The sequence below is a fragment of the Klebsiella sp. K-3 genome (genome assembly GCF_051207495.1).
GTDB classification, from domain to species: domain Bacteria; phylum Pseudomonadota; class Gammaproteobacteria; order Enterobacterales; family Enterobacteriaceae; genus Klebsiella; species Klebsiella aerogenes.
The window spans coordinates 316,854-337,050 of record NZ_JBPNXF010000006.1; the positions used below are offsets into that span (position 1 = coordinate 316,854).

Annotated in this window: 20 protein-coding genes; 10 read left to right on the top strand and 10 right to left on the bottom strand. The window is 57.9% G+C overall.

Annotated features, from left to right (window positions below):
• The first annotated feature begins 55 nt into the window (after positions 1-55).
• Positions 56-325 (top strand): YdgH/BhsA/McbA-like domain containing protein, encoded by a 270-nt coding sequence (locus tag ACSEMK_RS11990; protein WP_015369359.1) that lies wholly within the window; start codon positions 56-58, stop codon positions 323-325.
• Between the two features lie 99 nt (positions 326-424).
• Here the strand turns inward: ACSEMK_RS11990 and feoC are convergent, their stop codons facing one another.
• The 6 genes from feoC to ACSEMK_RS12020 all read right to left on the bottom strand — a co-directional run bounded on the left by feoC (position 425) and on the right by ACSEMK_RS12020 (position 7,386).
• A complete protein-coding gene (gene feoC, locus ACSEMK_RS11995) occupies positions 425-661 on the bottom strand; it encodes a [Fe-S]-dependent transcriptional repressor FeoC (protein WP_087859059.1) in 237 nt (78 codons plus the stop codon).
• A gap of 12 nt (positions 662-673) precedes the next feature.
• Positions 674-2,992: a Fe(2+) transporter permease subunit FeoB gene (gene feoB, locus ACSEMK_RS12000; protein WP_430914881.1), complete on the bottom strand. Its 2,319-nt coding sequence runs from the start codon at positions 2,990-2,992 to the stop codon at positions 674-676.
• Positions 2,993-3,021: 29 nt separating this feature from the next.
• Positions 3,022-3,249, bottom strand: a complete 228-nt coding sequence (gene feoA, locus ACSEMK_RS12005) for a ferrous iron transporter A (RefSeq protein ID WP_015703677.1) — start codon at positions 3,247-3,249, stop codon at positions 3,022-3,024.
• Between the two features lie 388 nt (positions 3,250-3,637).
• Positions 3,638-5,968, bottom strand: a complete 2,331-nt coding sequence (locus tag ACSEMK_RS12010) for a Tex family protein (RefSeq protein ID WP_047065870.1) — start codon at positions 5,966-5,968, stop codon at positions 3,638-3,640.
• A gap of 100 nt (positions 5,969-6,068) precedes the next feature.
• Entirely contained in the window at positions 6,069-6,542 is a 474-nt protein-coding gene (gene greB, locus ACSEMK_RS12015) for a transcription elongation factor GreB (protein ID WP_430914880.1), read from the bottom strand.
• A gap of 85 nt (positions 6,543-6,627) precedes the next feature.
• Positions 6,628-7,386 carry a FadR/GntR family transcriptional regulator gene (locus tag ACSEMK_RS12020; RefSeq protein ID WP_430914879.1) on the bottom strand — a complete coding sequence of 253 codons (759 nt, stop codon included), beginning with the start codon at positions 7,384-7,386 and terminating at the stop codon, positions 6,628-6,630.
• A 234-nt stretch (positions 7,387-7,620) separates the two neighbouring features.
• On the opposite strand from ACSEMK_RS12020, the gene ACSEMK_RS12025 reads away from it, so the two are divergent.
• The 9 genes from ACSEMK_RS12025 (at position 7,621) to envZ (ending at position 16,156) form a co-directional block, all read left to right on the top strand.
• The gene (locus tag ACSEMK_RS12025) at positions 7,621-8,361 is read left to right on the top strand and encodes an SDR family oxidoreductase (RefSeq protein ID WP_015703673.1); all 741 of its coding nucleotides are present in this window, start codon (positions 7,621-7,623) and stop codon (positions 8,359-8,361) included.
• A gap of 35 nt (positions 8,362-8,396) precedes the next feature.
• Positions 8,397-9,248, top strand: coding sequence for a fumarylacetoacetate hydrolase family protein (locus ACSEMK_RS12030; protein WP_087859063.1), 852 nt, complete (start codon positions 8,397-8,399; stop codon positions 9,246-9,248).
• Positions 9,245-10,540, top strand: coding sequence for an L-fuconate dehydratase (locus tag ACSEMK_RS12035; protein ID WP_430914878.1), 1,296 nt, complete (start codon positions 9,245-9,247; stop codon positions 10,538-10,540). The genes ACSEMK_RS12030 and ACSEMK_RS12035 overlap by 4 nt, the downstream gene beginning before the upstream one ends.
• Positions 10,527-11,378, top strand: a complete 852-nt coding sequence (locus tag ACSEMK_RS12040) for an amidohydrolase family protein (protein WP_213193534.1) — start codon at positions 10,527-10,529, stop codon at positions 11,376-11,378. The genes ACSEMK_RS12035 and ACSEMK_RS12040 overlap by 14 nt, the downstream gene beginning before the upstream one ends.
• Positions 11,362-12,138 carry an SDR family oxidoreductase gene (locus tag ACSEMK_RS12045; RefSeq protein ID WP_430914877.1) on the top strand — a complete coding sequence of 259 codons (777 nt, stop codon included), beginning with the start codon at positions 11,362-11,364 and terminating at the stop codon, positions 12,136-12,138. Before ACSEMK_RS12040 ends, ACSEMK_RS12045 begins: the two co-directional genes overlap by 17 nt.
• The gene (locus ACSEMK_RS12050; protein WP_113373945.1) at positions 12,135-12,482 is read left to right on the top strand and encodes an L-rhamnose mutarotase; all 348 of its coding nucleotides are present in this window, start codon (positions 12,135-12,137) and stop codon (positions 12,480-12,482) included. Before ACSEMK_RS12045 ends, ACSEMK_RS12050 begins: the two co-directional genes overlap by 4 nt.
• 31 nt (positions 12,483-12,513) lie before the next feature.
• A complete protein-coding gene (gene fucP / locus ACSEMK_RS12055) occupies positions 12,514-13,737 on the top strand; it encodes an L-fucose:H+ symporter permease (protein ID WP_020077794.1) in 1,224 nt (407 codons plus the stop codon).
• Between the two features lie 341 nt (positions 13,738-14,078).
• Positions 14,079-14,798: an osmolarity response regulator transcription factor OmpR gene (ompR, locus tag ACSEMK_RS12060; protein WP_001157751.1), complete on the top strand. Its 720-nt coding sequence runs from the start codon at positions 14,079-14,081 to the stop codon at positions 14,796-14,798.
• Positions 14,795-16,156, top strand: coding sequence for a two-component system sensor histidine kinase EnvZ (gene envZ / locus ACSEMK_RS12065; protein WP_435336530.1), 1,362 nt, complete (start codon positions 14,795-14,797; stop codon positions 16,154-16,156). The genes ompR and envZ overlap by 4 nt, the downstream gene beginning before the upstream one ends.
• 49 nt (positions 16,157-16,205) lie before the next feature.
• Here the strand turns inward: envZ and pckA are convergent, their stop codons facing one another.
• From pckA to yrfG, 4 genes are all read right to left on the bottom strand, one after another.
• Positions 16,206-17,825: a phosphoenolpyruvate carboxykinase (ATP) gene (gene pckA / locus ACSEMK_RS12070; RefSeq protein ID WP_045375850.1), complete on the bottom strand. Its 1,620-nt coding sequence runs from the start codon at positions 17,823-17,825 to the stop codon at positions 16,206-16,208.
• 356 nt (positions 17,826-18,181) lie between these two features.
• On the bottom strand, positions 18,182-19,060 hold the full coding sequence (hslO, locus tag ACSEMK_RS12075) for an Hsp33 family molecular chaperone HslO (RefSeq protein ID WP_015703666.1): 879 nt from the start codon (positions 19,058-19,060) through the stop codon (positions 18,182-18,184).
• Between the two features lie 26 nt (positions 19,061-19,086).
• A complete protein-coding gene (hslR, locus tag ACSEMK_RS12080; RefSeq protein WP_015369376.1) occupies positions 19,087-19,488 on the bottom strand; it encodes a ribosome-associated heat shock protein Hsp15 in 402 nt (133 codons plus the stop codon).
• The gene (gene yrfG, locus ACSEMK_RS12085) at positions 19,485-20,168 is read right to left on the bottom strand and encodes a GMP/IMP nucleotidase (protein WP_047047984.1); all 684 of its coding nucleotides are present in this window, start codon (positions 20,166-20,168) and stop codon (positions 19,485-19,487) included. Before yrfG ends, hslR begins: the two co-directional genes overlap by 4 nt.
• Between the last annotated feature and the right edge of the window lie 29 nt (positions 20,169-20,197).

The following is a 20,197-nucleotide window of genomic DNA, read 5'->3' on the forward strand; positions in this document are numbered from 1 at the left end:
ATTTCGTTTTTGCCGCCGCAAACTAAAAATAACAACCTTATGGAGAGTAAAGGCTATGAAACTTGTTACAGGTATTGTTGCATCTCTGGTGATTGGCTCCCTCTCTTTTGGCGCGTTCGCGGCGAAAGAGATCCAGAAAGATGAAGTCGCGAAAATGAATCTGACCAAGGTCGGCAGCATCACGACTTCCCGTACCACGTCGCCGATGGACGCGAAGCGCGATCTGTCGAAGAAAGCGGATGAGTTGGGTGGTAAGTACTTCGTGGTGATTGCCGGCGAGAAGAACGAGAAGACGGTTCACGCGAACGCCGACGTGTATAAGTAAGCCCGATTTCCCCTGCCAGGCGCAGCCTGGCAGGGCTCCAGCTCAACGTCGTTGGGTAGCCCGGATACGGCGCAACGCGCCGCCATCCGGGATGTCTATTCAGCGCAAAGACCACCACTCCCGCAGGCAGGCTTTCCCTTCCGGGCAGCTTTTACAGCTGCCTGAAAGGCAGCCATCGGCATCTTCGGTCTTTCTGACGACTTTCCCCATCGCTTCCAGGCGGCTTAACATGGCGTCGATCAGCGGCCGCGGCGTATGCAGGCGGGCGCTCAGCTGTGCGGCTTCCATGCGCCCCTGCAGGGCCAGCATATCGCGTACTTCGATTAACGATGCCATGATGATTGCTCCTTAGTGGCAGTCGCCGGCCGGGCTCTGGCAGCAAGACGTCGGGGTTTTACGCGTCGCCAGCAGGGAAACATCCACCCGGCTCCGCGCCCGACGTAACAGGCCAAAGACCACGACGTTAAACAGAATCACCGCCAGAATACACACCAGGCTGTAGCGCGGGTGGTGGCTAAAGCTCACGGTCTGGTAGTACAGCGTCGATAGTGAGTAGGCGATATTAAGCCCCCACAGCACCGAGAACATCATCCAACCGCGGCTGGACTCACGGGCAATCGCCCCCATCACGGAAATGCATGGAATATAGAGCAGGACGAAGATCAGGTAGCTGTACGCGGCGGCGGCGCTGCCGAATTTACTGCCCATCACGCCCATTGCGCCGGTTTCCATTTCGCCATCGCCTTTGCTTGCTTCAATCGGGTTCGCCAGCACGCTCAGGCTAAAGGTGTCTTTCAGCCCCTGCCAGGTTTCATCGACGGCGGCTAACAGCTCGTCGCCAAGGCTAAACTCCTGTGGGTTAAACTCTTCATTCTGGATATCTTCCGCGGTGTAGAGGGTATTCAGCGTACCGACCACCACTTCTTTCGCCATCGCGCCGGTAAACAGGCCGACGGTTGCCTGCCAGTTATCTTCGTGCACGCCAATGGGCTTAAACACCGGGGTAATCACCCGGCTGACCGAAGCCAGCGCCGAGTCGTTGATGTTATCGACCACTTTGCCGCTGAGCGAGAAGCTGTTCAGCGCGCTGAGGAAAATACTGACGATGACAATCACCTTACCGGCGCGCAGGACGAAGCCTTTCAGGCGCTGCCAGGTCTGGATAACCAGGCTCTTGATGTGCGGTACGTGATACACCGGCAGCTCCATCACAAACGGCGAGGCTTCGCCGCGCATAATGGTGTATTTGAGCATCAGGCCGGTGAGGATCGCCATCACGATGCCCAGCACGTACAGTGAGAAGACCGCCAGCGCGCCGTTCTGCCCGAAGAAGGCAGCGGCGAAGACCGCGAAAATCGCCAGTCGCGCGCCGCAGGACATAAATGGCGCCATCATGATGGTCATTAGCCGTTCACGCGGCGCATCCAGCGTACGGGCGCCCATTACCGAAGGCACGTTACAGCCGAAACCGACGATCAGCGGCACGAAGGATTTCCCCGGCAGGCCTAACGCCTGCATCAGGCGGTCCATCACGAAGGCCGCGCGCGCCATATACCCGGAGTCCTCAAGGAAAGAGAGGAACAGGTACATCATGCCGATTTGCGGCACCAGCGGCAGCACGGTATTGATACCGCCGCCCAGCCCTTGCGCGAGGAATACGGTCAGCCAGTCCGGGAAGTGCAGGGTGTAGCCCAGCCACTGGATGCCGTGAATGAAGATAGCCACCGAACCGGCGTCGAAAATCGGCTGCAGGGCGCCGCCGATGTTGATAGCCAGCAGGAACATCAGGTACATCACGAACAGGAAGATCGGTAAGCCGAGGAAGCGGTTAAGGATAATTTTATCCATCGCCGTGGTGAAGCGGCTCGGCTCTGCGGTCAGGGTGTTACTGACGGCATCGCATACCGCGGCGATACTTTGATAGCGGGCATCGGCGATATACAGTGCCGGATCGTCCATCTCGCCGCTCAGGTTAGCCAGCGCCAGATCGAGTTTGTCGGCGGCGTTGCCGGCGAAAGCGCGGCTATAAATATCGCCTTCCAGCATCTGCAGCCCCAGCCAGCGGCGCTGACGCAGCGGCATATCAGCAGGCATCGCCTGCGCCAGCATATCGGCTTCGCGCTGCAGAGATTGTGGATAGTGCACCAGTTCCAGCGGCTGATTTTTCTCATGGCGGTCAAGCGCCATTTTTAGCGCTTCGATACCGCGGCCGCGGGTGGAGACCAGCGGTATCACCGGGCAACCGAGACGGGCCGCTAACGCGTCGACGTCGATGCGGATTTGCTGCTTTTCGGCAATATCGAGCATGTTTAGCGCGACGACGCAGGGAATACCCAACTCCAGCAGCTGCAGAGTCAGATAGAGGTTCCGTTCCAGGTTCGAGGCGTCGATGACGTTAATCAGCAGGTCGGCATCGCCGCTGAGAATATAGTGACAGGCAATCTGTTCGTCGAGCGACGTCTGCGAGGAGATGGTGGTCAGCGAATAGGTGCCCGGCAGGTCGACCAGGGTGACCTGGTGGTCGGTGGTGGTGAAGGCGCCTTCTTTACGCTCAACGGTGACCCCCGCCCAGTTACCCACCCGCTGGCGCGCGCCGGTTAGCTGATTAAATAACGTTGTTTTGCCGGAATTAGGATTACCAATTAAACCAACGGTTAATTTTTTCATTTTTCAGACTCTTAGTGCCGGGTCAGGTGTTATTGCGCAACCGCTTCCAGTTCAATTAACGCGAGGTCTTTTTTACGTAATACCAGGCTCACGCGCCGGGTCTCAATATGAATAGGATCGCCCAGCGGCGCCACGCGTACGACATGAAACGAAGAGCCGGGCAACATTCCCAGGGAGAGCAGTTTCTGCCGATAAGCCGGGCTAATATCGCGGGAAAAACCGGTGATTTTCCACGCACTATCAGGAGTGAATTGCATAGGGCCTACTTGTTATCGCTAACCGAAAAGAGAATTTCCAGGCGCGGCTATAAAAGCGGCGCTGGGGACTATAGCCAACGAAGAAGAATAAAACTTAACTGATAACGATGATAATGAGAATGGTTTGTATCATCAATACATGACAAGGATAATAAATGCGGTTTTCCTGGGAATTTGCTTATTTTTTGATATGACGCAAGAACGCTGCTGTAGTCAAAAATAAGGGAAAAATTAATTTCTTCACTTAATGTTTAATAAAGGTTTCATTAGTTAACAGAATGAAACTTTATAAATTTCGAACTTATTGAAAGGTTACTGGAATATATTAATCGAGGCTTAGGCATTAAAAAGCGGAAAATTGCCCCTCGTATAGAGGGGCAGGGAAGGATTAACGTTTTTTTCCCATCGCGGCGGCCAGCGCATCCATCATCGCGCTGTTGCCGGCTGGCTGAGCATCGCGACCGCGCGGCTTCGCCGCTTTTGCCGCCGGGCGGTTACCCTGCGGGCGATCGTTGCCGCCGCCGCGGCGCGCGTTGCTGTCGCCCGGTTGTTCATCCAGGCGCATCGTTAACGCGATGCGTTTACGCGGCAGGTCCACTTCCATCACCTTCACTTTGACGATATCGCCCGCTTTGACCACGGTATGCGGGTCTTCAACGAACTTATTCGACAGCGAAGAGATATGGACCAGGCCATCCTGGTGCACGCCGATATCGACGAAGGCGCCAAAGTTGGTAACGTTGGTGACCGCGCCTTCCAGAATCATCCCCGGCAGCAGGTCGTTCATCGTCTCAACGCCGTCGGCAAACTGGGCGGTTTTAAACTCAGGGCGCGGATCGCGGCCCGGTTTTTCCAGCTCTTTGATGATATCGGATACCGTCGGCACGCCGAACTTATCATCGGTAAAATCAGAGGCTTTCAGGTTGCGCAGCTCGCTGCTGTTGCCCATCAGATCTTTCAGCGCCTGCTGGGTTGCGGCCAGAATACGCTCGACCACCGGGTAGGCTTCCGGGTGAACGGTTGAGGCGTCCAGCGGGTTATCGCCGTGGTTAATACGCAGGAAGCCTGCGCACTGCTCAAAGGCTTTCGGCCCCAGACGGCTTACCTTCAGCAACTGCTGGCGGTTATGGAACTGGCCGTTCTCGTCGCGCCAGGCGACGATATTCTGCGCCATCATGCGGGTCAGGCCGGCAACGCGGGTTAACAGCGCCACCGAGGCGGTGTTAAGGTCAACGCCGACGGCGTTAACGCAGTCTTCCACCACCGCATCCAGCTTACGCGCCAGCTGCGTCTGACTAACGTCATGCTGATACTGACCGACGCCGATTGATTTCGGATCGATTTTCACCAGCTCGGCCAGCGGATCCTGCAGACGGCGGGCGATAGAGACCGCGCCGCGTAGGGAAACGTCGAGGTCCGGGAACTCCTGCGCCGCCAGTTCGGAAGCCGAGTAGACCGATGCGCCGGCTTCGCTGACGATCACTTTCTGGGCGGTTACTTTCGGGAACTGTTTTTGCACGTCGAGGAAGAAACGCTCGGTCTCGCGGGAAGCGGTACCGTTGCCGATAGCCACCAGCTCAACGTTATGTTTCTCGCACAGCGCCGCCACGACGACGGCGGCTTTAGCCGCCTGGCCGGTGTGCGGGTAGATGGTATCGGTGGCCACCAGTTTGCCGGTGCCGTCGACTACCGCCACTTTTACGCCGGTACGCAGGCCCGGATCGAGCCCCATGGTGGCGCGCAGGCCGGCAGGCGCGGCCATCAGCAGGTCATGGAGGTTACGGGCGAATACGTTAATCGCTTCGTCTTCCGCGCGTTCGCGCACGGTGCCCATTAATTCGGTTTCGAGGTGCATCAGCACCTTGATGCGCCAGGTCCAACTGACGACGCCTTTGCGCCAGCTGTCCGCCGGGGCATTATTCAGGCGCAGGCCGAGATGATCGATAATGATCTGCTCGCAGTGGCTCTCTTTCGGCGGCTCGTCAAACTGCGGGTCGGCGTTGAGCGACAGCTGCAGCACGCCCTCATTGCGCCCGCGGAACATCGCTAGCGCGCGGTGCGACGGCACGGAAGCGATCGGTTCATGGTGGTCGAAGTAATCGCGGAATTTAGCGCCTTCTTCTTCCTTGCCGCTGACGACGCTGGCCACCAGGTGGGCGTTTTTCCACAGATAATCACGCACCTTCGCCAGCAGGGCGGCGTCTTCCGCGAAACGCTCCATCAGAATATAGCGCGCGCCGTCGAGAGCGGCTTTACTATCCGCCACGCCTTTATCGGCATCGATATAGTTTGCCGCTTCGGTTTCCGGATCGTGGGAAGGCTCATTCCACAGCAGATCGGCCAGCGGTTCGAGACCGGCTTCAATAGCGATTTGCCCACGGGTGCGGCGTTTGGGTTTGTACGGCAGGTAGAGGTCTTCGAGCTCGGTTTTGCTGAGGGTGGCGTTGATGGCTTTTTCCAGCGCTTCGTTGAGCTTGCCCTGTTCGCCGATCGATTTGAGGATCGCCTGGCGGCGGTCTTCCAGTTCGCGCAGATACCCGAGGCGAGTTTCCAGATTACGCAGCTGCGTGTCATCCAGACCGCCGGTGACTTCCTTACGATAACGTGCAATAAACGGCACGGTGTTCCCTTCATCAAGCAGGCGAACGGCAGCTTCTACCTGTTCGGCTCTGGCCTGAAGTTCACCCGCAATAATGCGGCAGAGCGAATCATTCATCATCGGTTTTATTCATCATTAGGGTCAAAAATCAGGGGATAGTTATACGGGGTGACAGGCTAAAATGCCAGCCGCGACCGGGTTCTCTCGGAATGTTCCGGCGCTATTTCACGTATTCAATTTCATTGACGTACCAGCTGGCTTCGCCCGCCGGAGTGTTAACGATAGTCAGGTCGCCCACCTCTTTCTTTAGTAAGGCGCGCGCCATTGGCGAATCGATAGAGATATAGTCTTTGCGGCCGAAGATTTCATCGTAGCCGACAATGCGAAAGCGCTTGGTATCGCCATCGTCGTTCTCGATTTCCACCCACGCGCCGAAGAACACTTTGCCTTCCTGCTGCGGGGAATAATCGACGATTTTGAGATTTTCCAGACACTTGGTGAGATAACGCACCCGGCGGTCAATTTCGCGCAGGCGCTTTTTATTGTACTGATAATCGGCGTTTTCGCTGCGGTCGCCAAGACTCGCCGCCCAGGTCACTTTCTTGGTGACTTCCGGGCGCTCTGTACGCCACAAGTAATCCATCTCTTGCTTCAGTTTTTCATACCCTTCACGGGTGATCAGCGGCGTTTTCATCTGTGGTTCATCCAAAATAATCTCGTCCCGCCGTACCTTAACCAGCCGTTTCGGCAAGGTAAAGCGGTGGGCGAAGAAATCGCGGCTACTGGCTGCGGGTAAAAATGGTAATCACCTGATCAATATGATTTTTCATTGCTTTCTTTGCCGCACGGACGTCGTGGGTCTCAATGGCTTCAAGGATCGCGCGATGCTCTTGTTCCGAGCGATGCGGCATATCGTCCGGCGTATAGTGGCGCTGCAGCATGCGGAACATACTGCCGTAGCGGTGGCCGAGTAGGTGGCCGATGATAAACGCGTACGCCGGGTTACCGCTGGCCTGAGCGATACGGATATGGAACAGGCGATCGCCGGGATGGGTGGTTGAACCGGCACGGTTATCGCGACAGTTCTGTTCAAAGGCCTCGCGGATAGCGGCCAGCTCCTCGGGGCTGGCATGGCGCGCCGCCAGCGCGGCGGTTTCCGGTTCTATTAACAGACGCGCCTGTAGCAGAGAAAATGGCGGTAGTTCGGCGTTAAAATCGAGGTCTATGTTGAGTTCGTCGTCGATCTCCGTCCACTGGTCGCGACCGGCCTGCGCCATCACCGGCTCTTTGGTGGCGACGAGCGGCGTCTGCGATTTGACGATTACCCCGTTGCCGACGCGCACGTCCACCAGGCCAATCACCTCCAGCGCAATCAGCGCTTCACGTACCGATGCGCGGCTGACGTTCAACTGCTGGGCTAAATCTCGCTCAGACGGCAGACGGCTGCCGGGCGGAAATTCGTTGTTCTCAATTAATCGCTTGAGTTGGTCTGCTATCTGTCTGTAAATCCTTGGGTTTTCCAGTCTGGTAATCGGCATGTTTCACCTTTGCTCATGCGATAGACAGTGATAAAGCGCACAAATATTGGTCAGCACACTTGAGTGTTTGTTAGTCGAGTGTAATTAATTGGTTAACCAATGTGCCGTTTGTGGCCGTTTTTGCAACATATGAGCTTCACGATAGCGGGTTATGCCTGACTTGTCATGCGAAAGGTCAGGCCTTTGACTACCATCAATGGCCTGACCATTAGTCCTTTAGACCAGGGGAGAGAAATGGAACTAACCGGAAAACGCGTTCTGATTACCGCCGCAGGGCAGGGGATTGGCAACAGCTGCGCGCGGCTATTTGCCGCCGCTGGCGCGGAAGTGATTGCCAGCGATATCAACATTGCCGGATTGAGCGATATCCCCGGCGTACAACCGCTGCAGCTGGATGTCACCCGCGCCGACGCCATTGCCGCCGCTGCGGAAACGCTGGGCCCGCTGGATGTCTTGTTCAACTGCGCCGGGGTGGTGCATAGCGGCAGCATTCTTGAATGTAGCGAGCGGGAGTGGCAGTTCGCTCTCGATCTGAATGTCACCGCCATGTTCCACACGATTCGCGCCTTTTTGCCGGCGATGATCGCCCGCGGCGGCGGCTCGATTATCAACATGTCATCGGTGGCTTCCAGCGTGAAAGGGGTACCAAACCGCTTCGCCTACAGCGCCAGTAAAGCGGCGGTCATTGGCCTGACCCGCTCGGTCGCCGCAGATTTCGTCACCCAGGGCATTCGTTGTAATGCGATTTGTCCGGGCACCGTCGATTCACCTTCGCTGCGTGGACGTATTGCCGAGCAGGCTCGCGAACAAGGGTTGAGCGAAGAGGCGGTTTATGAGGCGTTTGTCGCCCGCCAGCCTATTGGCCGTATTGGCAAGCCGGAAGAGATCGCCCAGCTGGCGCTGTATCTGGCTTCCGACGCCAGCGCTTACACCACCGGTACGGTACAGATTATTGACGGCGGCTGGAGCAACTAACCGCGCGGCGCTTTATTTCACTATCAGGAAAACGCATGAAATTACTCCGTTTTGGCAATCCCGGCAGCGAGCGTCCGGGCGTACTCGACAACGACGGTCGCCTGCGCGACCTATCGAACTATGTGACCGATCTGCGCGGCGACGCGCTGCTGCCGGAGAGTCTGGCGCGTCTGCGCCAGCTGGATCTCTACAGCCTGCCGCTGGTTGAAGGCAATCCGCGTATCGGCGCCTGCGTTGGCGGTATCGGTAAATTTATCTGCATCGGCCTGAACTATGCCGATCACGCCGCAGAGACCGGCGCCGATATTCCGCAGGAACCGGTGGTATTCAGCAAGTGGACCAGCGCGGTGGTCGGGCCGAACGACAACGTGATTATCCCGCGTGGTTCGCAAAAGACCGACTGGGAAGTCGAGTTAGGGGTGGTGATTGGTAAAGGCGGGCGCTATATCGACGAGCGCGACGCCATGCAGCACGTTGCTGGCTACTGCGTGATTAATGACGTCTCCGAACGTGAGTATCAAATCGAGCGCGGCGGCACCTGGGATAAAGGCAAAGGCTGCGACACGTTCGGGCCGACCGGCCCCTGGCTGGTGACCGCCGATGAAATACCCGACCCTAACTCCCTTAACCTGTGGCTGGAGGTTGACGGCAAACGCTATCAGGACGGCAACACTCGCACCATGATTTTCAAAGTGCCCTATATCATCAGCTACCTGAGCCGCTTTATGAGCCTGCAGCCGGGCGATGTCATCTCTACCGGCACGCCGCCGGGGGTGGGTATGGGCCAGAAACCGCAGCCGGTCTATCTACGCGCCGGCCAGACTATCCGTCTGGGCATTGAAGGGTTGGGCGAACAGCAGCAGCTGACCGTGGAGGACAAACAATGACGCAAATTACCGCCCTGCGGGTAGAGGATATTCGCTTCCCCACTTCGCAGCAGTTGGACGGCTCCGATGCGATGAATCCCGACCCGGATTACTCCGCCGCCTACGTGATCCTCGAAACCGACAATCCGCAGCTCGCCGGTCACGGGCTGACCTTCACCATTGGCCGCGGCAACGAAATTTGCTGCGCGGCGATTCAGGCGCTGGAGCATTTAATCGTCGGCGAGCAACTCGAGACGATCGCCGCCGATATGGGCGCCTTCTGGCGGCGCTTTACCAGCGATAGCCAGCTGCGCTGGATTGGCCCGGACAAAGGGGCGATTCACCTGGCGACCGGCGCGGTGGTCAATGCGGTGTGGGATCTGTGGGCGAAGGCCGAAGGCAAACCGGTCTGGCGACTGGTTGCCGATATGAGTCCGGCCGAGCTGGTGCGCTGCATTGATTTTCGCTACATCACCGACTGCATTACCCCGGAGGAGGCGCTGCGCCTGCTGGAAAGCCGTGAGGAGGGTAAAGCCCAGCGGCTTGAACAGCTACAGGCGCAGGGTTATCCGTGTTACACCACGTCAGCGGGCTGGCTGGGTTACGGTGATGACAAACTGCGTCGTCTTTGTCAGCAGGCGGTGGACGCCGGTTTCTCGCATATCAAGCTGAAGGTTGGGCGCGATATTGAAGATGACATCCGCCGCGTGCGCATTGCCCGTGAAGTGATTGGCCCCGAGCGGAAACTGATGATTGACGCCAACCAGGTATGGGAAGTGGACGCCGCCATTCCATGGGTCAAAGCGTTGGCCTTCGCCAACCCGTGGTTTATCGAAGAGCCGACCAGCCCGGATGATATCGAAGGCCACCGCAAGATCCGCGAAAACATCGGCGCGGTGAAGGTCGCCACCGGCGAGATGTGCCAGAACCGGATTATGTTCAAACAGTTCATTATGCGCGGCGCGATTGACGTGGTGCAGATCGATGCCTGCCGGTTAGGCGGCGTCAACGAAGTGCTGGCGGTGATGCTGATGGCGGCGAAGTACAACCTGCCGGTTTGCCCGCACGCCGGCGGCGTCGGACTGTGCGAATACGTCCAGCACCTGTCGATGATTGACTACCTGTGCATCGCCGGTACCCATGAAGGGCGGGTGATCGAGTTTGTCGACCATCTGCACGAGCACTTCCTGCACCCTTGCGAAATCCGCGGCGCAGCTTATATGCCGCCGCAGGCGCCGGGCTACTCGATTGAAATGCATCAGGCTTCTATCGAGCAGTACCGCTACCGTGGAGAAGCGCATGTTGCGCATTGATGCCCACCACCACTACTGGCGCTATCAGCCACAGGATTACCCGTGGATTGATGACGACATGCCGCAACTGCGCCGGGATTTTTACCCCCCGCAGCTCCAGCCGCTGCTGGCACAGCACCGGCTCGATGGCGCGGTGGTGGTGCAGGCGCGTCATGACGAAAACGAAACCGCCTGGCTGGTGGCGCAGGTTTCTCAGGCGGTTGGCGTATGCGGCGTGGTGGGCTGGCTGGATATTACCGCCGCGGATCTCGAAGACAAGCTGACGCAGTGGCGCGACCAGCTGTGCGGGTTGCGCCATCAGGTGCAGGATGAAGCCGACCCGGCAGCGTGGCTTGAGCGCGAGGCGGTCTCGCGAGGAATGCAGCAGTTGCAGCGCCAGGGCTATAGCTGGGATCTACTGGTTACCCATCGTCATCTCGCGGCGGCGGCACGCTTTGCCGCCCGCCACGATGATCACTGGCTGGTACTCGACCATTTCGGCAAGCCGGATATCGCGCGCGGCGCGGCCCACTGGGCCGAACAGGCGAGGCCGCTGGCGGCGCTACCGCACGTGGCGCTTAAGCTTTCTGGTCTGGTGACCGAGGCCGCGGGCGGATGCTGGACCGAGCAGCAACTGCTGCCTTTCTTCGACGCCGCGCTGGAGCTGTTTGGCCCGCAGCGGCTGATGTTTGGTTCCGACTGGCCGGTATGCCTACTGGCGGCGGAATACCGCCAGGTTTACCAGCTGTGCGAAACGGCGCTGGCCCCGCTGACGGAAACGCAGCGGTCAGCTATCTGGGGCGGCACTGCCTGTCGGGTTTATGGTTTAACGGAGGCGAAGCGTGGATCTATTTCTTAAAGACAAAGTGGTTATCGTCACCGGCGGCGGCTCGGGGATCGGCGCGGCCGTGACGCAACTGCTGGCGGAAGAGGGGGCGGTGCCGGTCATTGTCACTAATGCCCAGCCAGAGCAGGGGTTTATGGATAGGCTGAAGCAAATCGCGCCGCAAAGTGAGCTGATTATCGCCGACCTGTGCCAGGAGGCTGAATGTGCCGCGGCGGTAGGCCAGGTGCTGGCGCGCTTTGGCCGCATTGATGCGCTGGTGAATAACGCCGGAGTGAACGATGGCGTAGGGCTTGAGGGCGGGCGTGAGGCGTTTCTCGGATCGCTTGAGAAAAACCTGATCCACTACTACCAAATGGCCCACCTGTGCCGCGAGGCGCTGGAGGCGGCGCGGGGCGCTATCGTCAATATCGCCTCGAAAACCGCGCTCAGCGGCCAGGGCGGCACCAGCGGCTATACCGCGGCGAAAGGGGCAGTGCTGGCATTAACCCGTGAATGGGCGGTATCGCTGCGCGAGAGCGGCGTGCGGGTTAACGCGGTGGTACCGGCGGAAGTGCTGACGCCGCAGTACCAGCGCTGGATAAATACCTTCCCCGATCCACAGCGGCAGATGGCGGCGATTAACAAACGCATTCCGCTGGGCAAACGCATGACCACGCCGGAAGAGATCGCCAATACCGTGGTGTTTCTTATCTCCTCGCGCGCGTCGCACACTACCGGGCAGTGGCTGTCGGTGGACGGCGGGTATTTGCATCTCGACAGGGCGCTGTCATGAGCGCCGCGCGGCGGCTGTGTCAGGCGCTGGATTTAGTCGATTCGGCGGAGAAAATTGCCGAATACCAGCGTCTGCATGAACGTATCTGGCCGGAAGTCGCCGGGCATCTGCGCGACCATGGCGTGCTGGATATGGAGATTTACCGGCTTGGCACGCGGCTGTTTATGGTGATGGAGGTCGCCGGGGATTTCGATGGCGAACGCTTTGCTCAACACAGCCTGAACCACCCGGTCATTCAGCGTTGGGAAGCGCTGATGTGGCAATACCAGGTTCCCACCCCCTGGACGCCGGCAGGCGAAAAATGGGTGTCGATGGAGCGCATATTCTCTTTGCAGGATCAATAAAACAACTCTGTACTCTACTGAGGATCTCACCATGCTAGTGAATAAAACGGCGGAGCCGCTGGCGGCCCGCGCCGGGGCGACCCCTAATCTGCGCTGGGCATTTATGCTGGTCACCAGCCTGTTCTTTATGTGGGGGCTCTCTTACGGCCTGCTCGATGTTCTCAATAAACATTTTCAGGAGACCCTGCACGTCACCAAAGCGCAGTCCGGTTTACTGCAGGCGGCCTATTTTGGCGCCTACTTCCTGGTGGCGCTGCCCGCCGGCTATTTTATGGATAAACGCGGTTATAAAGCGGGGATCCTGGTCGGTTTGTGCCTGTATGCGCTTGGCGCGCTGCTGTTTGTGCCGGCGGCGAGCGTGAATAGCTTTGCGCTGTTCCTGTTCGCGCTGTTTGTGATTGCCTGTGGATTAGGCTGCCTTGAGACCGCGGCGAACCCTTATGCGACGGTACTTGGCGATAGTAAAGGCGCCGAGCGGCGGTTGAATCTGGCGCAGTCGTTTAACGGACTGGGGCAATTTATTGGCCCGCTGATCGGCGGCACGCTGTTCTTTTCAGCTACTCAGGGCGATACCGGCGATCAGAGCTCGGTAAAAATCACCTATGTCGCTATCGCCGTGCTGGTGCTGGCCATCGCGCTGCTGTTCCGCCGCACGCCGATGCCGGATATTCGCGAAGAGGAGGGCAGTCAGCAAGAAGCGGCGCAGGGGCTGTGGCAGCATCGCCACTTTACCGGCGGGGTTATCGCCCAGTTCTTTTATGTTGCCGCGCAGGTCGGCGTGGGTGCGTTCTTTATCAACTATGCGACCGAGCACTGGCATGGCGTGACAAACCAGCACGCTTCCTATCTGCTGTCGATTGCGATGATTAGCTTTATGGTCGGTCGTTTCTTCAGTACCTGGCTGATGGGGCGGGTGCAGGCGGCGACGCTGCTGATGGTTTACTCGCTGGTCAATATCGTGCTCTGCGGTTTGGTGATGATGAGCATTGACGGCGTGTCGGTGGTGGCACTCATTGCGGTCTTCTTTTTTATGTCGATTATGTTCCCGACCATTTTCGCGCTGGGCGTTAAAAACATGGGCAGCCATACCAAACGCGCCAGCTCATTTATGATTATGGCCATCGTCGGCGGGGCGATTATGCCTTACTTCATGGGGGCGTTGGCCGACCGCTACAGCACCGCGCTGGCCTATGGGTTGCCGCTGCTATGCTTCCTGGTGGTGCTGTGGTACGGCATGAGCCAACGACGCGCGTAAACGGTAAAATTAGCTAAAAAGGCGGAGGAGACCCTCCGCCTTTTTCTTTTTTGTCGCGCCGGTGGTAAATTTTGCTCAGAATGACGGGTTTACCCTAAATAATTCGAGTTGCAGGAAGGCGGCAAGTGTGTGAATCCCCAGGAGCATAGATAACTATGTGACTGGGGTAAGCGCACGCAGCCAACGCACGTGCAACTTGAAGAATGACGGGTATAAATTGCTGTTTAATATGCTTTGTAACAATTTCGACTAGAATATATACCAGATTTGGCTGGTCGTATTAGCGTGGGTTTTTAAGAATACGCACTAACGATTGCAGTGAACCTTTGGGAGTACAAACAATGCAAGAGAATTATAAGATTCTGGTTGTGGATGACGATATGCGCCTGCGCGCGCTGCTGGAACGTTATCTGACCGAGCAGGGCTTCCAGGTTCGTAGCGTGGCGAACGCCGAACAGATGGATCGCCTGCTGACCCGTGAATCCTTCCACCTGATGGTGCTGGATCTGATGCTGCCGGGCGAAGATGGTTTATCTATCTGCCGCCGTCTGCGTAGCCAGAGCAACCCGATGCCGATCATTATGGTGACGGCGAAAGGGGAAGAAGTCGACCGTATCGTGGGGCTGGAAATCGGCGCCGATGACTACATTCCTAAACCGTTTAACCCGCGCGAACTGCTGGCCCGTATCCGCGCCGTGCTGCGCCGCCAGGCGAACGAGCTGCCGGGCGCGCCATCGCAAGAAGAAGCGGTGATCGCTTTTGGCAAATTTAAACTGAACCTCGGCACCCGCGAGATGTTCCGTGAAGATGAGCCGATGCCGCTCACCAGCGGTGAGTTCGCGGTATTAAAAGCGCTGGTGAGCCATCCGCGTGAACCGCTGTCCCGCGATAAGCTGATGAACCTTGCCCGCGGCCGCGAGTACTCGGCGATGGAGCGTTCTATCGACGTACAAATCTCCCGCCTGCGTCGCATGGTGGAAGAGGATCCGGCGCACCCGCGCTACATCCAGACCGTTTGGGGCCTGGGCTACGTCTTCGTGCCGGACGGTTCTAAGGCATGAAGCGCGTGCGTTTTTCGCCACGAAGCTCATTTGCCCGCACCCTGTTACTGATCGTCACCCTGCTGTTCGTCAGCCTGGTGACGACTTATCTGGTGGTGCTGAATTTCGCGATCCTGCCGAGCCTGCAGCAGTTTAATAAGGTGCTGGCATACGAAGTCCGTATGCTGATGACCGATAAACTGCAGCTGGAAGACGGCACCCAACTGGTGGTACCGCCGGCGTTTCGCCGCGAAATTTACCGCGAGCTGGGGATTTCGCTCTATTCCAATGAGGCGGCGGAAGACGCAGGCCTGCGCTGGGCGCAGCATTATGAATTCGTAAGCCAGCAGATGGCGCACCAGCTTGGCGGGCCGACCGAAGTGCGGGTTGAGGTCAACAAAAGCTCGCCGGTGGTGTGGCTGAAGACCTGGCTTTCGCCGAATATCTGGGTGCGGGTGCCGCTGACTGAAATCCATCAGGGCGATTTCTCGCCGCTATTCCGTTATACGCTGGCGATAATGCTACTGGCCATTGGCGGCGCGTGGCTATTCATCCGTATCCAGAACCGACCATTGGTCGATCTGGAGCACGCCGCGTTGCAGGTCGGGCGTGGGATTATTCCGCCGCCGCTACGCGAATACGGCGCGTCGGAAGTGCGTTCGGTGACCCGCGCCTTCAACCATATGGCCGCCGGGGTCAAACAGCTGGCGGACGACCGTACGCTGCTGATGGCCGGGGTCAGCCACGATTTGCGCACGCCGTTGACGCGGATCCGGCTGGCGACGGAGATGATGGGCGAACAGGACGGCTATCTTGCCGAGTCGATCAATAAAGATATCGAAGAGTGCAACGCCATCATCGAGCAGTTTATTGATTACCTGCGCACCGGCCAGGAGATGCCGATGGAGCTTGCGGATCTCAATGCCGTGTTAGGCGAAGTGATCGCCGCCGAAAGCGGCTACGAGCGGGAAATCGCCACCGATCTGCAGGCCGGAGAAATTCCGCTGCGCCTGCATCCGCTATCGATTAAACGCGCGCTAGCCAATATGGTGGTGAACGCCGCTCGTTACGGTAAGGGCTGGATTAAAGTCAGCAGCGGCAGCGAAGCCAGCCGTGCCTGGTTCCAGGTGGAAGATGACGGCCCGGGAATTAAACCGGAACAGCGCGAACATCTGTTCCAGCCGTTTGTGCGCGGCGATAGCGCCCGTAGCACCAGCGGCACCGGGCTGGGGCTGGCGATAGTGCAGCGTATTATCGACAATCATAACGGTCGCCTGGAGATTGGCACCAGCGAACGCGGCGGCCTGCTGATCCGCGCCTGGCTACCGATTCCGGTGCATCGCGCGCTGTCGCCGGCGAAGCCTGCGAAAGAGAGTTGAAATATAAAAAAGCCGGGCATCGCCCGGCTTTGTTGTCTCTGCGACCTGATTAACGCTTCGGACCGGCCGCAACCAGCGCAGCGCCGGCCGGGGTATCGGTATACTTCTCGAAGTTCTCAATAAACAGTTTCGCCAGCTGATCGGCTTTCTCCTGCCACTGCTCCGGAGAACCGTAGGTATTACGCGGGTCGAGGATATGGGTATCGACGCCCGGCAGCTCGGTTGGGATCTGCAGGTTGAACATCGGCAGGGTGAAGGTTTCGGCGTTATCCAGCGAACCGTCGAGGATGGCGTCGATAATCGCGCGGGTATCTTTAATCGAGATACGCTTGCCGGTACCGTTCCAGCCGGTGTTGACCAGGTAAGCCTGGGCGCCGGAAGCCTGCATGCGTTTTACCAGCACTTCAGCGTACTGCGTCGGGTGCAGCGACAGGAACGCGGCGCCGAAGCAGGCGGAGAAGGTTGGGGTCGGCTCGGTGACGCCGCGCTCGGTACCGGCCAGCTTGGCGGTAAAGCCAGACAGGAAGTGGTACTGGGTCTGGTCAGCGGTCAGGCGTGAAACCGGCGGCAATACGCCAAAGGCGTCGGCGGTCAGGAAGATAACCTTGGTGGCGTGACCGGCTTTCGACACCGGCTTAACGATATTTTCGATATGGTCGATCGGGTAGGAGACGCGGGTGTTCTCGGTCTTCGAACCGTCATCAAAATCGATGGTGCCGTCAGCCAGTACCACGACGTTTTCCAGCAGCGCATCGCGGCGGATCGCGTGATAGATATCCGGCTCGTTGGCTTCCGACAGCTTAATGGTCTTCGCGTAGCAGCCGCCTTCGAAGTTAAATACGCCGTCATCATCCCATCCGTGCTCGTCATCGCCAATCAGGCGGCGTTTCGGGTCGGTGGAGAGGGTGGTTTTGCCGGTGCCGGACAGGCCGAAGAACACGGCGACGTCGCCTTTTTCGCCGACGTTAGCGGAGCAGTGCATCGAAGCGATGCCCTGCAGCGGCAGCAGGTAGTTCATGATGGAGAACATCCCTTTCTTCATTTCGCCGCCGTACCAGGTGCCGCCGATAAGCTGGATGCGCTCGGTCAGGTTGAAAGCCACGAAGTTTTCGGAGTTCAGACCCTGCTCTTTCCACTGTGGGTTGGTGCACTTCGCGCCGTTCATGACGATAAAGTCCGGCTCGAAGGCTGCCAGTTCTTCTTCGCTCGGGCGAATGAACATGTTCTTAACAAAGTGTGCCTGCCAGGCGACTTCAGTAATAAAGCGCACGCTGAGGCGGGTGTCGGCGTTGGCGCCGCAGAAGGCGTCGACGATAAACAGGCGTTTGCCCGACAGCTGGTGAGTCACCAGGCCTTTCAGGTGCTGCCAGGTTTCCTGGGAGAGCGGCTTGTTGTCGTTCTTGCCATTGCCTTTATCAGACCACCACACGGTATCGCGAGTGGTATCGTCACGGACGATATATTTATCTTTCGGCGAACGGCCGGTGAAAATGCCGGTATCGACGGCGATGGCGCCAAGATTGGTTAATACGCCACGCTCATAACCTTCCAGTTTCGGGTCGAGCTCTTCCTGATACAGCGTATCGAAGCTCGGGTTGTGGACAATTTCCTGGACGTCATTGATACCGTAAGCCTTGAGATCCTGCGGGGTTAAACTATTAACGCGCATGTCACTGCTCCTTAGCCAATATGTACTGCTTTAAATTGTAGGGTTTCTTTCAGGGAATAGACCGCGACCAGGCTCATAGATTTACGTATCTCGACAAACGCCTTTCTTACGAAAAACACAGTGACTCCTGTCACGAAGTGCGCGTGATTATCTCAGGAAAACGGCCGTAGGTGGCGATAGATGTTTCCGAATGGTTAAAAAGTAATTAAAAAAACTGCTGAAATGTGAATGTAATCGCTTTCTTGAAAGAAAGTTACGTAACTCTTTCAGTGAAAATCGATTCAACACGCGGTCGAAATAGTTGACGCCAGGCGCGTCGGGTCAGAAAAACCCGGCAACGCCCGGCGAGAGGGCGATTAGTGTACCTGCGGATCCGCCGGCGAGGCGTTATTGCGGATCTCAGCGATATCCATCGCGTTAAACAGGTAATGATTACCGCAGTAGTCACAATGCATATCAATTTCGCCTTCGTCGGCGAGGATGCTGTCGACTTCTTCATCCGGCAGCGTCTTCAGCGCATCGGCGCAGCGCTGGCGAGAACAGGTGCATTTGAACTCGACGTCTTGCGGGTCGTATACCGTCACCTCTTCCTCATGGTACAGGCGCCATAATACATCGGTCGCCGGCAGGGTGAACAGCTCTTCCGCCTTGATGGTCTCGGTCAGGGTCGCCAGATGCTCGAAGTCGTTAAGCTGAGCGTCCTGAGCCGGCATCACCTGCAGCAACATGCCGCCGGCTACCGCTTTACCGTCGTGCTCGCCGGTACGAATGAACAGACGAGTCGGCAGCTGTTCGGAACGCTGGAAGTAATCTTCCAGGCATGCCGCCAGGGTATCGCCTTCCAGGCCAACAACGCCCTGATAGCGTTCGCCTTCCTGTGGAGAGATGGTAATGACCAGGTAGCCGTTGCCGACCAGCGTTTTCAGGTCCGCGCCTTCCGGGATTTCGCCCTGAACGCGAGCGACGCCGCGCAGCTGCTGCTGGTTATTGCCGTTGATCACCGCCAGCGAGAGCGGGCCGTCGCCCTGCAGCTGAACGGTAATATCGCCGGCGAACTTCAGCGTGGCGGTCAGCAGGCTGGTGGCGACCAGCAGCTCCGACAGCACGGTTTTCACCGGCTGCGGGTAGCTATGGTTGGCCAGGATCTGTTCCAACGTGTCCGATACGGTGACCAGTTCACCGCGCACGGCATAGTTTTCAAACAGATAACGATGTAATTGATCGTGTTGAGTCATAATCATCTCTCTTGCTGGCGGCAGCGCTATTCGCTGTCGCCGTGTTTAAATCTCATCAGGTCGCGGCGCTCTTTTTTGTCCGGACGTCTGTCTGGGTGCGGCATCGTGAGCGCATTCAGCTTACGCGCTAGCGCCACTTTTTCGCGTTTCTCTATACTCTCTGCCGTCTCTTCATAAAGCATGACGGCTTCGCTGGCTGGCCTGCGCTGTTCGGTAACGCTTTTGACGATAACGGTGCGCTCGTCGTTGCCCTGGCGCAGGGTCAGGGTGGCATTCAGCTCGACGATTTTGCTCGGCTTACTACGTTGTCCGTTATAGTGCACCTTGCCGCCTTCAACCATCTCGCGCGCAATGGCGCGGGTTTTATAAAAGCGGGCTGCCCAAAGCCATTTGTCCAGCCTGACGCTTTCAGCGGGCTTATCTTTCATGGCCTCTCCTCCGGAGTCAGGGAAGGGATCAGCCGCCGGTAATCGTTCACGCCAGGATGGCGGGCATACTGTTTTTCCGCCAGGCCGGAATCCGGATTGGTGACGCCCAGGCAATAACGAATGCCGAACTGCGCCGCCGCGTCCAGGATAGCCTCGCTGTCATCGACAAACAGCGTTTTGCGCGCATCAAGGCCGGTTTCTTCCGCCACCGCGCGCCACAGGCGCTGATCCTCTTTCGGATAACCAAATGTGTGGGTGGAAAGTAATAAATCAAGGTGCGCGTCCAGACCGGTGTGCTTGAGCTTCACCGCCAGATTATGCGGGTGCGCATTGGTCAGCAGGATGCGGCGCTTGCCGCTGGCCCGCAGCGCATCAAGGAATGGCACGGTATCCTCCCGCAGTTTTGCCCGCGGCCCCTGTTCGCTGGTCATCGCACAAATATCCAAACCCAGTCGCTCGCTCCAGTAATCAAGACAGTACCAGTTTAGCGTATGCTGCACGGCGTGATACTCCTGGTGCATTGCCGCTTTGGCTTCCTGCAGGTTGAGTCCGCGCGCGGCGCCCCAGGTTTCCGGGACCAGTTTTTGCCAGAAGTAGTTGTCGAAGGCGAGGTCGAGCAGCGTGCCATCCATATCCAGCAGAACGGTATCAACCTCCTGCCACGCGATATTGATTTGCATGGTGAGTCTCCAGCGAGGGGGAAATGCGC

Excerpts from the sequence above, each read along its gene's own strand:
- ACSEMK_RS11990 (WP_015369359.1), top strand. The coding sequence starts at position 56 with ATGAAACTTGTTACAGGTATTGTTGCATCTCTGGTGATTGGCTCCCTC.
- fucP (WP_020077794.1), top strand. The coding sequence starts at position 12,514 with ATGCTAGTGAATAAAACGGCGGAGCCGCTGGCGGCCCGCGCCGGGGCG.
- yrfG (WP_047047984.1), bottom strand. The coding sequence starts at position 20,168 with ATGCAAATCAATATCGCGTGGCAGGAGGTTGATACCGTTCTGCTGGAT.
- ACSEMK_RS12035 (WP_430914878.1), top strand. The coding sequence starts at position 9,245 with ATGACGCAAATTACCGCCCTGCGGGTAGAGGATATTCGCTTCCCCACT.
- ACSEMK_RS12010 (WP_047065870.1), bottom strand. The coding sequence starts at position 5,968 with ATGATGAATGATTCGCTCTGCCGCATTATTGCGGGTGAACTTCAGGCC.
- feoA (WP_015703677.1), bottom strand. The coding sequence starts at position 3,249 with ATGCAATTCACTCCTGATAGTGCGTGGAAAATCACCGGTTTTTCCCGC.
- ACSEMK_RS12040 (WP_213193534.1), top strand. The coding sequence starts at position 10,527 with ATGTTGCGCATTGATGCCCACCACCACTACTGGCGCTATCAGCCACAG.
- ACSEMK_RS12025 (WP_015703673.1), top strand. The coding sequence starts at position 7,621 with ATGGAACTAACCGGAAAACGCGTTCTGATTACCGCCGCAGGGCAGGGG.
- pckA (WP_045375850.1), bottom strand. The coding sequence starts at position 17,825 with ATGCGCGTTAATAGTTTAACCCCGCAGGATCTCAAGGCTTACGGTATC.
- ACSEMK_RS12020 (WP_430914879.1), bottom strand. The coding sequence starts at position 7,386 with ATGCCGATTACCAGACTGGAAAACCCAAGGATTTACAGACAGATAGCA.
- ACSEMK_RS12050 (WP_113373945.1), top strand. The coding sequence starts at position 12,135 with ATGAGCGCCGCGCGGCGGCTGTGTCAGGCGCTGGATTTAGTCGATTCG.
- feoC (WP_087859059.1), bottom strand. The coding sequence starts at position 661 with ATGGCATCGTTAATCGAAGTACGCGATATGCTGGCCCTGCAGGGGCGC.
- hslO (WP_015703666.1), bottom strand. The coding sequence starts at position 19,060 with ATGACTCAACACGATCAATTACATCGTTATCTGTTTGAAAACTATGCC.
- ompR (WP_001157751.1), top strand. The coding sequence starts at position 14,079 with ATGCAAGAGAATTATAAGATTCTGGTTGTGGATGACGATATGCGCCTG.
- ACSEMK_RS12030 (WP_087859063.1), top strand. The coding sequence starts at position 8,397 with ATGAAATTACTCCGTTTTGGCAATCCCGGCAGCGAGCGTCCGGGCGTA.
- feoB (WP_430914881.1), bottom strand. The coding sequence starts at position 2,992 with ATGAAAAAATTAACCGTTGGTTTAATTGGTAATCCTAATTCCGGCAAA.
- envZ (WP_435336530.1), top strand. The coding sequence starts at position 14,795 with ATGAAGCGCGTGCGTTTTTCGCCACGAAGCTCATTTGCCCGCACCCTG.
- greB (WP_430914880.1), bottom strand. The coding sequence starts at position 6,542 with ATGAAAACGCCGCTGATCACCCGTGAAGGGTATGAAAAACTGAAGCAA.
- hslR (WP_015369376.1), bottom strand. The coding sequence starts at position 19,488 with ATGAAAGATAAGCCCGCTGAAAGCGTCAGGCTGGACAAATGGCTTTGG.